The 14,177-nt window shown below is 58.2% G+C and carries 11 protein-coding genes; 6 read left to right on the top strand and 5 right to left on the bottom strand.

Features of this window, described 5'->3' with window-relative positions; all coding sequences use genetic code 11:
• Positions 1-30: 30 nt before the first annotated feature.
• On the bottom strand, positions 31-858 hold the full coding sequence (locus BWI95_RS08605) for a protein bax (RefSeq protein ID WP_076769334.1): 828 nt from the start codon (positions 856-858) through the stop codon (positions 31-33).
• Positions 859-1,175: 317 nt separating this feature from the next.
• Between BWI95_RS08605 and BWI95_RS08600 the strand changes: the two genes are divergently transcribed.
• Positions 1,176-3,212: an alpha-amylase gene (locus BWI95_RS08600; RefSeq protein ID WP_076769333.1), complete on the top strand. Its 2,037-nt coding sequence runs from the start codon at positions 1,176-1,178 to the stop codon at positions 3,210-3,212.
• Between the two features lie 136 nt (positions 3,213-3,348).
• Complete coding sequence (avtA, locus tag BWI95_RS08595) at positions 3,349-4,605, top strand: valine--pyruvate transaminase (RefSeq protein WP_187291293.1); 1,257 nt, start codon at positions 3,349-3,351, stop codon at positions 4,603-4,605.
• Positions 4,606-4,612: 7 nt separating this feature from the next.
• Here the strand turns inward: avtA and BWI95_RS08590 are convergent, their stop codons facing one another.
• From BWI95_RS08590 to BWI95_RS08575, 4 genes are all read right to left on the bottom strand, one after another.
• The gene (locus BWI95_RS08590; RefSeq protein WP_054802701.1) at positions 4,613-5,080 is read right to left on the bottom strand and encodes a 4Fe-4S dicluster domain-containing protein; all 468 of its coding nucleotides are present in this window, start codon (positions 5,078-5,080) and stop codon (positions 4,613-4,615) included.
• Between the two features lie 106 nt (positions 5,081-5,186).
• A complete protein-coding gene (selB, locus tag BWI95_RS08585; RefSeq protein WP_076769332.1) occupies positions 5,187-7,037 on the bottom strand; it encodes a selenocysteine-specific translation elongation factor in 1,851 nt (616 codons plus the stop codon).
• Positions 7,034-8,410, bottom strand: coding sequence for an L-seryl-tRNA(Sec) selenium transferase (gene selA, locus BWI95_RS08580; protein WP_076769331.1), 1,377 nt, complete (start codon positions 8,408-8,410; stop codon positions 7,034-7,036). Before selA ends, selB begins: the two co-directional genes overlap by 4 nt.
• 92 nt (positions 8,411-8,502) lie before the next feature.
• Positions 8,503-9,111, bottom strand: coding sequence for a glutathione S-transferase (locus BWI95_RS08575; RefSeq protein ID WP_054802702.1), 609 nt, complete (start codon positions 9,109-9,111; stop codon positions 8,503-8,505).
• A gap of 654 nt (positions 9,112-9,765) precedes the next feature.
• Here BWI95_RS08575 and BWI95_RS08570 point away from each other — a divergent pair.
• The 4 genes from BWI95_RS08570 (at position 9,766) to BWI95_RS08555 (ending at position 13,941) form a co-directional block, all read left to right on the top strand.
• Entirely contained in the window at positions 9,766-11,679 is a 1,914-nt protein-coding gene (locus tag BWI95_RS08570) for a PTS mannitol transporter subunit IICBA (protein ID WP_076769330.1), read from the top strand.
• Positions 11,680-11,788: 109 nt separating this feature from the next.
• Positions 11,789-12,937, top strand: coding sequence for a mannitol-1-phosphate 5-dehydrogenase (mtlD, locus tag BWI95_RS08565; protein WP_054802703.1), 1,149 nt, complete (start codon positions 11,789-11,791; stop codon positions 12,935-12,937).
• On the top strand, positions 12,937-13,524 hold the full coding sequence (mtlR, locus tag BWI95_RS08560; protein ID WP_076770295.1) for a mannitol operon repressor MtlR: 588 nt from the start codon (positions 12,937-12,939) through the stop codon (positions 13,522-13,524). Before mtlD ends, mtlR begins: the two co-directional genes overlap by 1 nt.
• A gap of 54 nt (positions 13,525-13,578) precedes the next feature.
• A complete protein-coding gene (locus tag BWI95_RS08555) occupies positions 13,579-13,941 on the top strand; it encodes a YibL family ribosome-associated protein (protein WP_042718723.1) in 363 nt (120 codons plus the stop codon).
• Positions 13,942-14,177 lie beyond the last annotated feature (236 nt).

The following is a 14,177-nucleotide window of genomic DNA, read 5'->3' as shown; positions in this document are numbered from 1 at the left end:
TCCGGGCGGAAGGCGTTTCAGCAAGCGGGGTTACATGTGGGCGGCAATTAACTGCTGATTGTCCTGATACATGGCAAACAGATAGTTGTTATAACTCGCGCCGCGGGTGGAGTAGCCCTTCAGCTTGTGGATCATCGCCGTCGCCGTTACTTCCTGGTCCGCTTTACGCAGCTGCGCACGGGATTTACGGAATGAAGCATAGGCCGCGTGCGTGTTCAGGTTGGTGACGTAAGCGTCCACCGACTCCTGCACCGAGCCAAACTGCGAGTAGCCTTTCACTCTGCCCGAGCCGCTTTTACAGGCGCCTTTCGCGCACTTCATGCCGAACAGGTTGTTGTTGCTGCGCGCCAGCTTAGAGGTGCCCCAGCCGCTCTCTGCTGCGGCCATGGTGGCGACCATGCTGTCCGGAATAATGTCAACGCGCTCCAGCAGCGTGTTCCACGGAATACGGCGCGTATTCCCGGACCAGCTCACTTTGTAGCGTTTGGCAATATCCTTCATACGCGTGCGCTCAGAGGGCGACCACTGGCTGTCGTACTGTTTTCTGAGCAGCCAGTTACGCTCTGCGGTGATCGCAGCGTTTTTGCTGGTGATGTAAGGCATTACGGTCCGGAGAAACGCTCTCTTTCGTGGTGTCCCGGAAGGGTATTTTCGCAAATCAGGAAGTGAACGGCTTTTTACACTATTGCGAGAATACTCTTTCTTACTGCTTGCCTGTTTTTTTACGCTTGCCTTAGTGACGTGGGCTTTGTGACTCGCTGTTTCTGTGTGCGTTTTTGCCAGCACTCCACCTGAAAACATCAAGGTGAAAAACATGAGTATCGTCGCCCCACTTCGTCGCATGGGTATCGATATCATTAGGTCTCCTGGTCGGATATAAGCATTCCAACGCCTTCTTTTATGCACGATTTTGCGGGCTGAATCGCAAATCATACCAAAATTAACCTTATCGGGCACGTACAGAAATAATCCAATTCTGAAACTATGTCACCGGTAAACTGCATATAAAGCGCACAAGTTCTTAAAATTGCGGCGATTATCGCAATTTCGAAAACCGCACGTTTTACGTATTTTCTCAACCCTCGCTCTCCTCCCTGGCGAACCGGCGATGGGGAGGAGTCACCCGCGCCAGCAGACGGGCACACTAGGGAAAATCGCTATCACGGGGCTTATTGATGAAACACGCTGCCTTACTTCTGCTGTTACTGCCTGGCGTCGCCTGCGCCAACTGGACGGCTGCCGGTTTTCCCGCGTTAACTGACGACGGCACCGGCGTCTGGCGCAGCCAGGCAACGCTGAAAAAGGGTGAGATGCCCGTTACCGTGCAGCAAGGCGACGCGTGCTGGCAGCCTGCCGGAGCCATCAAGCTCAATCAGATGCTGTCGCTTGTGCCGTGCAGCGCCAGCGCGCCGCAGTGGCGCATCTTCCGCGACGGCGACTATCAGTTGCAGCTTGATACCCGCTCCGGCACGCCGACGCTGTTAATCAGCGTGAAAGCCCCGGCAGAGAAGCAAACGGTGGTGGCGCGCCAGTGCCCGGTGCGCAGCGATAAACCGCTGACCATTCCGGTGGGCGACACCTTCCCGGAAGGCAGCGAAGTGCGGGATTTCTACAGCCAACAAACCGCGACGGTGCGCGAGGGCAAAATCACGCTGCTGCCAGCGAAAGAGAGCAACGGCCTGCTGCTGCTTGAGCCTGCGCAGACGCGCGGCGCGGCACCATTTCAGTGGCATAACGCCACGGTCTACTTCGTGCTGACCGACCGCTATGTCAACGGCGATCCCGCCAATGACAATAGCTACGGGCGGCACAAAGATGGCATGCAGGAGATTGGCACCTTTCACGGCGGCGACCTGAAGGGGCTGACCAGCAAGCTCGACTATTTGCAGCAGCTCGGCGTAAACGCGCTGTGGATCAGCTCGCCGCTGGAGCAGATCCACGGCTGGGTTGGTGGCGGCACCAAAGGGGATTTCCCCCACTACGCCTACCACGGTTACTACACGCTCGACTGGACGCGCCTCGACGCCAATATGGGCGATGAAAACGATCTGCGCACGCTGGTTGATGAAGCGCACCGCCGCGGCATCCGCGTGCTGTTTGATGTGGTGATGAACCACGCCGGTTACGCAACGCTTGCGGATATGCAGACCTACCAGTTCGGCGCGCTCTACCTGAAAGAGGAGGAGCGCAAAAAAATCCTCGGCGAGCACTGGACCGACTGGAAACCTGCCGCCGGGCAAACCTGGCACAGCTTCAATGATTACATCAACTTCAGCGATAAAACCGCCTGGCAAAACTGGTGGGGCAAAAAGTGGATCCGTACCGATATTGGCGATTACGACAACCCCGGTTTCGACGATTTGACGATGTCGCTGGCCTTCCTGCCGGATCTGAAAACCGAATCGAAAGAAGCTTCCGGGCTGCCGCTCTTTTATCGCCATAAACCGGATACCGCCGCGCGCGAGATTGCCGGTTACACGCCACGCGACTATTTGACCCACTGGCTGAGCCAGTGGGTGCGCGACTACGGCATTGATGGTTTCCGCGTTGATACCGCCAAACACGTTGAGCTGGAGGCCTGGCAGCAGTTAAAAACCCAGGCAACGGCGGCGCTGGCAGAGTGGAAACAGGCCAACCCGCAGAAGAAAACCGACGATGCGCCCTTCTGGATGACCGGCGAATCCTGGGGGCACGGCGTGATGCAGAGCGCTTACTATCAGCACGGTTTCGATGCGATGATCAACTTCGACTACCAGCAGCAGGCCGCAGATGCCGCCAGTTGCCTGGCGAATATGGACAGCGTCTGGCAAGAGATGGCGGAGAAGCTGCAAAGCTTTAATGTGCTGAGCTACCTCTCTTCCCACGATACCCGCCTGTTCCGCGAAGGCGGTGCGCAGTCGGCAGAGCTGCTGCTGCTCGCCCCTGGTGCGGTGCAGATCTTCTACGGCGACGAAACCGATCGTCCCTTTGGCCCGACAGGTTCGGATCCGCTACAAGGGACGCGATCGCAGATGAACTGGCAGGATCTTGATGGTAAAGCCGCCGCCAGCCTGCGCCACTGGCAGACGCTCGGGCAGTTCCGCGCCCGCCATCCGGCGCTCGGCAGCGGCAAGCAAACATCGCTTACGTTGCCACAGGGTTACGGCTTTGTGCGCACCCAGGGCGAGGATAAAGTGATGGTCGTCTGGGCCGGACGTGCGCAGCAGAATTAATACCAGAAGATTGTGCTGATAAAGCACTCTTGTTAAGAGCAAACGTCGATAAACTGCGACGAAGGGAGATTTGCACCTCGCGGGTGAGAGCGTTATGGTTAGCCACTTTCACCCGCAGCCCGACAGAGCAGTAGCGATGACATTTTCACTTTTCGGCGACAAATTTACCCGACATTCAGGCATTACGCGTCTGATGGAGGATCTTAACGACGGTTTACGCACCCCAGGCGCTATCATGCTCGGCGGTGGCAACCCGGCAAAAATCCCGGCGATGACCGACTACTTCCAGCAGCTGCTTTCGCAGATGCTGGAGAGCGGCAGCGCCACGGATGCCCTGTGTAATTACGATGGTCCACAGGGAAAAACCGAGCTTCTGACGGCGCTGGCCGCGATGCTGCGTGAAGAGTTAGGTTGGGATATTGAACCGCAGAACATTGCACTGACAAACGGCAGCCAGAGCGCGTTTTTCTACTTGTTTAACCTCTTTGCCGGCCGCCGCGCCGACGGCAGCACGCGCAAAGTGCTCTTCCCGCTGGCACCCGAGTATATCGGCTACGCCGACGCCGGGCTGGAAGAGGATCTCTTCGTCTCTACGCGACCCAATATCGAACTGCTGCCGGAAGGGCAGTTTAAGTACCACGTCGATTTCGAGCACCTGCATATTGGTGAAGAGACGGGGATGATCTGCGTCTCGCGCCCGACCAACCCGACCGGCAACGTCATCACCGATGAGGAACTGATGAAGCTGGACGTGCTGGCCAATCAGCACAATATCCCGCTGGTGATTGATAACGCGTACGGCGTCCCCTTCCCCGGCATTATCTTCAGCGAAGCGCGCCCGCTGTGGAACCCGAATATCATTCTCTGCATGAGCCTGTCGAAGCTGGGCCTGCCGGGCAGCCGCTGCGGCATCATTATCGCCAATGACAAAGTGATCTCTGCCATTCGCAATATGAACGGCATTATCAGCCTCTCACCGGGCGGCATTGGCCCGGCGATGATGTGCGAGATGATTAAGCGCAAAGACCTGCTGCGCCTCTCAAACGAGGTGATTAAGCCGTTTTACTACCAGCGCGTGCAGGAGACCATCGCCACGCTGCGCCGTTATCTGCCGCCGGAGCGCTGCCTGATCCATAAACCGGAAGGGGCCATTTTCCTCTGGCTGTGGTTTAAAGATCTGCCGATCAGCACCGAGCTTTTGTACCAGCGCCTGAAAAAACGCGGCGTGTTGATGGTGCCGGGAGACTACTTCTTCCCCGGCCTCGATAAGCCGTGGCCGCACACTCATCAATGCATGCGCATGAACTATGTGCCGGAGCCAGAGCTTATCGAAGCGGGCGTTAAAATCCTCGCCGAAGAGGTGGAGCGCGCCTGGCAGGAGCACAGCGCCTGACAACGGTTTACGCGGGCAGGCTTTTTAGCCGCGCTTCGCGTAACCGCGCCGGATCGACACAACTCAGCGCGCTCGTCGGGCAGGCCTCAACGCAGGCTGGCCCGCCATCGCGGTGCTGACAGAGATCGCACTTCAGCGCCTGCAGCGGTGCTGAAGTCACCTCCATTGCGCCGAACGGGCAGGCGATCATGCAGCTTTTGCAGCCAATACAGCGCGACTGCTCCACCGCCACTGCGCCCTGCGCGCGGTAAATGGCACCGACCGGGCAGGCTCTGGCACAGGGTGCCTCTTCACAGTGATGGCAGGTAACTGCCGTGGAGAAGTCGCCGGTTTTGACCACGCGAATGCGTGAAGAGAAACGGGCGGGATTAAGGCCCGAACAATCCTGATTTTGCTGGTGCGACACCGCGCAGGCCACTTCGCAGGTGCGGCAGCCGATGCATTTTTCCGCATCGGCGATGATAAATCGGTTCACGCGTCCTCCCGCCTGAGGCTGAAAAGAGCGAGAGTGCCAGAAAAAACTGCCTGCGCGCTTTGATCGCACCCGGCAGATCGGCAGATTTCTCCCCGGGCGTAGTGCCTTAACCCTTCTCGTTAATAAAGAGCGCCTTGTCGCGCAGAATATGGTCATTGCCCCGGCGGCGGGTAAAACCAATGCGATCGAAGTACTCAAGGATCTGAATCGCCAGCTTGCGCCCGACATTGAGCTGGTCGCGAAAATCCGCCGCGCTGGTGGAGCCGCGCCCCTGATCGAGATCGCGGATCATGCTGGCGAAGGTGACAATGCGATCGTTGCGGTAGTAGCGGTCTTTGACGATAGCGGTAATCAGCCCCTGCTGCGCCGCCTGGCGCAATACGCCGCGCATCACCTGCTCATCAACCCCCGTTTCACGCGCCAAATCACGCACCCACCAGGGTTCATCGCCGAAGAGCGGTGCGGCTTTCTGCCACAGCTGTGCCTGCTCATCGTTAAAACCGGCTTTATGCTCCGGCAGATGCAGCCAGCCGTGATGGCTCTGGATATCGCCGCTTTCGCGCATACGCTCAATCAGCGTTAAGACCAGCGCTTCATCCTCCATCGGCAGCGCCATGCGGCGTAGACGCTCGCGGCCAGGGCCGGGTTCGTCATGGTGCTGCTGATGGTAGGTCGCCAGCGTCTCCAGCAGCTTGCGCTGCCAGCGGGCGGCTATCGGCGCATCGAGCAGGTTATTACCGGCACGAATAAAACAGGGATTTTCCAGCAGCAGATTCAGGCCGCTGGTGCTGAGCTGACGCGCCCAGCCGAAGGCGGTGAGATCCACCGCGCCGCGCGACAGGTGCGCGCTGAGCGCCTGCGCATCATCTTCAGCACGCGCAAGGTCAGCGATCCACGCCAGATAGTCCGCTTTGCGTTTGCCGCGCCGTGGCGAGTTCAGCGTCACCACGCGAGCGCCTGCAAGCGTAGTGCGCGCGGAGATATCGCGCAGCACCAGCCGGTCGTTATCTGCCAGCCACAGCGGCGTATCCAGCACCAGCTCGGCTAAGCCATCCTCCAGCAGCGACACGCGACCGGTAACATGGCTGGCGGCGTGATGGATATGCAGCGGCTGCCACTGGGTGAGCGGCGTATGGCTATGGAGGGCAACGATCGCCCGCTCCGTTGGCGCAGGCGGCTGTTGCGACAGCAGCCAGTCGCCGCGGCTGAGCGCCTCTTTTTCCGCATCACCGGCAATGTTCAACGCAATGCGCTGCCCGGCGTGGGCATGCTCAACGGGTTGATTCTGCGCATGCAGACCGCGCACGCGCATCGGCTTATTAACGCCGGTGAGCCACAGCGTATCGCCGATACGGACATCGCCAGAGAGCGCCGTGCCGGTGACCACCAGCCCTGCCCCCTTCACCGTAAAGGCGCGATCCAGCGCCAGCCGGAAACGCTGATGCTCCGGGTGCGCCCGCTCCGGCAGCTGCAACAGGTGCGCGCGCAGCGCATGAATGCCGCGCATCCCGGCGGCAGCGGTGACAAACAGCGTCGCCTGTGGGTAGCCAAACTCCCGTAAGGTCTGCTCCACCTCTTCGCGCACCTCGTTGATGCGCGCTTCGTCAACGCGATCGGCTTTGGTAAGCGCGACGGTGAGCGCCGGGTTGCCGGTCAGTTGCAAAATCGCCAGGTGTTCACGGGTCTGCGCCATCACGCCATCGTCGCAGGCCACCACCAGCAGGGCGTGATCGATACCGCCGACGCCCGCCAGCATATTACTGAGGAATTTTTCATGCCCCGGCACATCTATAAAGCCCGGCACGCGGCCATCCGGCTGTGGCCAGTAGGCGTAGCCCAGATCGATAGTCATGCCGCGCCGCTTCTCTTCCGGCAAGCGGTCGGCGTTGACGCCGGTAATGGCCTCTATCAGGGTGGTTTTGCCGTGGTCAACATGCCCGGCAGTGGCAATAATCATTTCAGCAATATCTCCAGCAAGCGGGATTCATCATCAAGACAGCGGCAATCGAGCCACAGACGGCCCTCATAGATACGACCAATCACCGGCTGCGGCAGCGTGCGCCACTCGCTTGCCAGCGCTTCCAGACGACGGCCGCTGCCGTCATGCGGGGTAAAGGTTAGCGCCGCGCCCGGCAGCCGCTCGACGGGCAGCGATCCGCTGCCAATTTGCGACAGACAGGGCTCGACGCGCAGCGCAAACTCGCTGTAGCGGGCGGTAAGCGCGTCGCACAAGCGCTGGGCCTGGTCGCGGATCTCCGCCTGTGGGCGAGTGAGATAGCGCAGCGTCGGCAGATTTTGCGTCAGTTTTTCCGGGTGCAGATAGAGGCGCAGCGTCGCTTCCAGCGCCGCGAGAGTCATTTTATCCGCCCGCAGCGCGCGTTTCAGCGGGTGGTGCTGAAGCTGCTCAATCAGCGCCTTTTTACCGACGATAATCCCCGCCTGCGGCCCACCGAGCAGCTTATCGCCGGAGAAGCTCACCAGGCTGACACCCGCGGCAATCAGCGCCTGCGGCATCGGCTCTTTCGGTAAACCGTAGAGGCTTAAATCGACCAGCGAGCCGCTGCCGAGATCGACAATCACCGGCAGGTCGGCTTCCTGCGCCAGTTCAACCAGCTCGGCTTCCTCCACCGCTTTGGTAAAGCCTGCAATGTGGTAGTTACTGGTGTGGACTTTCATCAGTGCCGCGGTGTTGGCATTGATCGCCTGGCGGTAATCTTTGGCGTGGGTGCGGTTGGTGGTGCCCACTTCATGCAGAATGCAGCCCGCCTGGCGCATCACATCGGGAATACGAAACGCGCCGCCAATCTCCACCAGCTCGCCGCGCGATACCACCACTTCACCGCCGGCTGACGTTGCCGCCAGCATCAGCAGCACCGCCGCGGCATTGTTGTTAACGATGCAGGCATCTTCCGCGCCGGTTAACTGGCAGAGCAGCGCCGCAATGGCGCGATCGCGATGACCGCGCCCGGCGCCGTCGAGATCGTATTCCAGCGTTACCGCCGAGCCCATCGCCGTCGTCACCGCATCAATGGCGGCCTGCGACTGCACCGCGCGCCCGAGGTTGGTGTGCAGCACCGTGCCGCTAAGGTTAAACACCGACCGCAGCGCGTGGCTGTTCTCATGCTCCAGGCGCTGCGACGCAGCCTGCGCCCAGTTTTCACACCATGCAGGCAAGCGCTGGGCGTCGCGGATCGCTGCGCGCGCCTCATCCTGCAGCTGACGCAGGGTTTGCGTGACGCGGCTATGGCCATACGTGGTTAACAGCGACGCGAACGCCTCATCACGTAACAGGCGATCGGTCGAGGGAATCTGGCTGTAAAGAGTTGTCATGAAAAGGCCCGGCTGTGGAGTTACCCCTCCCGTCAGGGGTGTTGACGTGAGGGGGATTGTACAGCGATTTTCTCAGGCGGGCATAACACGGATCACGCCTTGGGCGGTTCCGTGCGGGCAAAGCTTTCACGCTGGAAGAGATTTTCCACCAGCTTCACCAGCAATGGGCGATCGACGTTCCAGCCCGGCGAGACGCGGCGGAAGTTGAGGTAGCTGATGGCGCAGGCAATGGCGATGGTGGCCAGGTTGAGCGTATCGACACCGAGTTCGCCCTCTTGCAGGCACTTTTCCAGCGCATCCAGACCGCGAGAGACTTTTTCCCGCTGGCGCAGCAGCTCCGCCTGCGACTGCTGCTCTACCGGGCGCGCTAACTCACGCACCGAGACCAGCGCAGCATCCATAATGCCGTCGGCCAGCGCTTCCAGCTGGCGGATTTTCAGCGCCGCTTTAGCATCGTCCGGCAGCATCGGCGGCTCTGCACCCAGCAGGTCAATGTATTGCGCAATGATCGGCGAGTCGTACCACACTTCCCCCTCATCGGTGACCAGCGCCGGCACTTTGCCGAGCGGATTATAGTGACCGACGCCGCTGTCGGCGTTGTAGGGCTGCTCATTGATAAATTCGAAGGTGATGCCTTTTTCCAGCAGTATGACGGAGATTTTGCGTACAAACGGGCTGGTATAGCTGCCGATCAGTTTCATTGCCGTGTCCTTTTGAAATTTGCCGCAGGGTTAAAAAAGAGTGTACGTCACGTGCCGGGGTTGTACAGCGAACCTCCTTACATCGCAGGTCAATAACAAAATAGTCCTTTTCACTCAGGCTGGAACGGCAAGCGGCTAAAACCAGGAATCTCATCCAGAAAAAAAGAGCCTCTCTTAAAGCGTAGAAAGCGCGCGTTGCGTTCATCACGCTGTCAATTTCTTACCGCAGCATAAATAGCGGCTGATGGGTGAAAGGGAGTTACATCTTTGGTCTTTCGAAAAGGCGCACTTTGCGGTCGATCACGTTCGGAATTTTCCGAGGAAAATATCTTGTGATTCACGTCACAAATAACTAACAAACTTCCGACAAATAAATGTGATTTGAATCACATTTATTCCCCAGCGCCGGGCAAATTCTGCGCACTGTTCTTTTTTTACACTCATTTTTTGTGACGCAAGTCACTATGAATGGTGGATAACCCCCAGCACCAGCGTGATCAAGATCACATAAAAGTGTGTCATCTGGACAGGTTAACGATTCGGTGCCAGATTCCGCATCACAGACAATTCAGGTCCGGCTACCTCTGCCGCCACATTAACAATAAACCTCGGGCTTCCGGCCTGTGCGCTAGCAAACATAAGAAGGGGTGTTTTATGTCATCCGATATCAAGATCAAGGTGCAAAGCTTTGGTCGTTTCCTGAGCAATATGGTGATGCCGAATATCGGCGCCTTTATCGCGTGGGGGATTATCACCGCCCTGTTTATTCCGACAGGATGGTTACCTAACGAGACGCTGGCGAAACTCGTCGGCCCGATGATTACCTACCTGCTGCCACTGCTGATCGGTTTTACCGGCGGTCGCCTGGTAGGCGGCGATCGCGGCGGCGTGGTCGGTGCTATCACCACCATGGGCGTGATCGTGGGCGCGGATATGCCGATGTTCCTCGGCGCGATGATTGCAGGCCCGCTGGGCGGCTACTGCATCAAGAAATTTGACGCGGCCGTCGACGGTAAGATCAAGTCCGGTTTCGAAATGCTGGTGAACAACTTCTCCGCGGGCATCATCGGGATGATCCTCGCCATTCTGGCGTTTCTGGCGATTGGCCCGGCGGTGGAAGTGCTCTCTAAAGCGCTCGCTGCGGGCGTGAACTTTATGGTGGTTCACGACATGCTGCCGCTGGCCTCTATCTTCGTTGAGCCGGCGAAAATCCTCTTCCTTAACAACGCCATCAACCACGGTATCTTCTCGCCGCTGGGTATTCAGCAGTCCCATGAGATCGGCAAGTCCATCTTCTTCCTGATCGAAGCAAACCCGGGTCCGGGTATGGGTATCCTGCTGGCCTATATGTTCTTCGGTCGCGGTAGCGCGAAGCAGTCTGCGGGCGGCGCGGCGATTATCCACTTCCTCGGCGGGATCCATGAGATTTACTTCCCGTACGTGCTGATGAACCCGCGTCTGCTGATTGCGGTGATCCTCGGCGGTATGACCGGCGTCTTTACCCTGAGCGTGCTCAACGGCGGCCTGGTCTCTCCGGCTTCTCCGGGCTCTATCCTCGCGGTACTGGCGATGACGCCAAAAGGCGCTTACTTCGCTAACCTCGCGGCGATTTTCGCAGCCATGATTGTCTCCTTCGTTATCGCGGCAATCCTGCTGAAAACCAGCAAAGTGAAAGAGGACGAGGACGATATCGAAGCGGCAACCCGCCGTATGCACGATATGAAAGCCGAATCCAAAGGCGCTGCGGCTGCGCAGGGCACAAAAGATGTCACTAACGATCTGAGCCACGTGCGCAAAATCATCGTCGCATGTGATGCCGGGATGGGCTCCAGCGCCATGGGCGCCGGCGTGCTGCGTAAGAAAGTGCAGGATGCGGGTCTGACCAACATCTCTGTTACCAACAGCGCGATTAACAGTCTGCCGTCCGATGTCGACCTGGTGATTACGCACCGCGACCTGACCGAGCGCGCCATGCGCCAGGCACCGCAAGCGCAGCATATCTCGCTGACCAACTTCCTCGACAGCGGCCTTTACACCGGCCTGACCGAGCGTCTGGTGGCTGCCCAACGCCACACGACTAACGAAGCGAAGGTTAACAGCAGCCTGCAGGATAGCTTTGATACCTCCAACACCCATCTGTTTAAGCTGGGCGCGGAAAATATCTTCCTCGGCTGTAGCGCCACGCAGAAAGAAGAGGCGATTCGCTTTGCCGGTGAGCAGCTGGTCAAAGGCGGCTATGTACAGCCTGAATATATTGACGCGATGCTGGAACGTGAAAAAATGACGCCGACCTATCTGGGCCAGTCTATTGCGGTTCCGCACGGCACGGTGGAAGCGAAAGATCGCGTCCTGAAAACCGGCGTGGTCTTCTGCCAGTATCCGCAGGGCGTGCGCTTCGGTGAAGAAGAGGATGAGATTGCGCATCTGGTGATCGGCATTGCCGCGCGCAATAACGAACACATTCAGGTCATTACCAGCCTGACTAACGCGCTGGATGATGAGACGATTGTCGAACGTCTCTCGCACACCACAAGCGTTGAGGAAGTGCTGGCATTACTGAATCAGTAATCCGCTCCACGTTCTCTCCTCTTCGGAGGAGAGGGCTTGGGTGAGGAGAACCCGCTGACGTTCCTCACCCCAGCCCTCTCGGGTAAAAACATTGATAAAGGGTCATTCTATGAAAGCATTACATTTTGGCGCAGGTAATATCGGACGTGGCTTTATCGGCAAGCTGTTGGCCGACGCGGGGATTGAACTGACGTTCGCCGATGTTAATCAGGTCGTTCTGGACGCCCTCAACGCCCGTCATAGCTATCAGGTTCACGTAGTCGGTGAACAAGAGCAGGTGGATACCGTCTCTGGCGTCAATGCGGTGAGCAGCATCGGTGATGAGGTTGTCGACCTGATTGCGCAGGTGGATTTAGTTACTACCGCCGTTGGCCCGGTGGTGCTGGAGCGTATCGCCCCGGCGGTTGCCAAAGGGCTGGTAAAACGTAAGGCGCAGGGCATTGATACGCCGCTGAACATTATCGCCTGTGAAAATATGGTGCGCGGCACCAGCCAGTTGAAAGGGCACGTTTTCGCCCAGTTGGCGGAGGAGGATAAAGCCTGGGTTGAGGCGCATGTCGGCTTCGTTGACTCTGCCGTTGACCGCATTGTTCCCCCTTCTGCATCTGCCAACAACGATCCGCTGGAAGTGACGGTTGAGACCTTCAGCGAGTGGATTGTCGACAAAACCCAGTTTAAGGGCGCGCTGCCGACCATTCCGGGGATGGAGCTGACCGACAATTTGATGGCCTTTGTTGAGCGTAAACTCTTCACGCTAAATACCGGGCATGCTATAACCGCCTACCTTGGAAAACAGACCGGTCATCAAACCATTCGCGACGCGATCCTTGATGAGAAAATTCGTGCCGTGGTGAAAGGCGCGATGGAAGAGAGCGGCGCGGTGCTGATCAAGCGTTATGGCTTCGATGCTGACAAGCACGCAGCCTATATTCAGAAAATCCTGGGTCGTTTTGAGAACCCCTATCTGAAAGACGATGTGGAGCGCGTAGGGCGTCAACCGCTGCGTAAACTGAGCGCGGGCGACCGTCTGATTAAACCGCTGCTCGGCACGCTGGAGTACAACCTGCCGCACGCAAACCTGGTGCAAGGGATCGCTGCCGCGATGCACTATCGCAGCGAAGAGGATCCGCAGGCGCAGGAGCTGGCTCAGCTTATTGCTGAGAAAGGCCCGCAGGCGGCACTGGCACAGGTTTCCGGTCTCGACGCCGACAGCCCGGTGGTACAGGAAGCCGTCAACGCTTATCAATCCCAGGCATGATGCCGATATTGGCGCGGGAGATCCCGCGCCAGCTAACGAAGTTGTCAGATATGCAGGCAATAATGGAACACACCCAGGCTTTCGAAAACCGTGTACTCGAGCGTCTGAATGCGGGAAAAACCGTGCGCAGTTTTTTGATTGCCGCCGTTGAGTTGCTCAACGAAGCGATCAACATCCTCGTGCTGCAGGTGTTTCGCAAAGATGACTACGCGGTGAAATATGCCGTCGAGCCGCTGCTGGACGGTGACGGCCCGCTGGGCAATTTGTCTGTGCGTTTGAAGCTGATTTACGGCCTCGGGGTTATCTCGCGGGCCGAGTATGAAGATGCCGAGCTGCTGATGGCGCTGCGCGAAGAGCTGAACCACGATGGCACCGAGTACGCCTTCACCGATGATGAGATCCTCGGGCCGTTTGGCGAGCTGCACTGCGTCGCCGCCCTGCCGCCTCAGCCTGTGTTCGATACCAGCGATGCAGATTTTTTCGCCATGCAAAAACAGCGTTATCAGCAGGTGGTGCGCTCCACCATGGTGCTCTCGCTCACCGAGCTGATCTCACGGATCAGCTTAAAAAAAGCATTCCAGAAGTAATCCCCTCCTGAAGTGTTGTATCCTTGCACTTTGTTCCTGAAGAAAATGCCTATCATGAAAGAAGTCGAAAAAAACGAAATTAAGCGTCTGAGCGACCGTCTCGACGCCATCCGCCACCAGCAGGCGGAGCTCTCTCTGGTTGATGCGGCTGAGAAGTACGCCGAACTGGAAAAAGAGAAGACCACGCTGGAAACCGAAATCGCCCGTCTGCGCGACCAGTACAGCCAGAAGCTGAGTAAAGAGGCGCAGAAGCTGACGCAAATGCGCTACAGCCGCCCGATTACCAAGAAAGAGCAGGCTGACCTCGGCAAGCTGAAAAAAAGCGTGCGCGGGATTGTCGTGGTTCACCCGATGACGGCGCTGGGCCGTGAAATGGGCCTCGACGCGATGACCGGTTTCGCCAACACCGAGTTCTGATAGCTTCTCTCCGCCCCGCCTCCCTTGAGCGCGCGGGCGGCCTTAATTGGCCCTACCAATTCCCTGTGCTTTTTCTCCGCGCTTCACAGTTCCACTAAATCCCTTCACAGCCTGATTGCCACGCCGCAACATTTGGATAACCATTCGTTATCACAAACCCTACACAACCCCATTGGCAGGACCACTTTTACAAAACCTGTGAGACAGAGCTAAGCAGAGACTTATCGCTCGCGGTT

Source organism: Kosakonia cowanii JCM 10956 = DSM 18146 (assembly GCF_001975225.1).
Lineage (GTDB): Bacteria > Pseudomonadota > Gammaproteobacteria > Enterobacterales > Enterobacteriaceae > Kosakonia > Kosakonia cowanii.
Note: the sequence above shows the minus strand (reverse complement) of the source record. Positions and strands in the feature narration are given on the sequence as shown.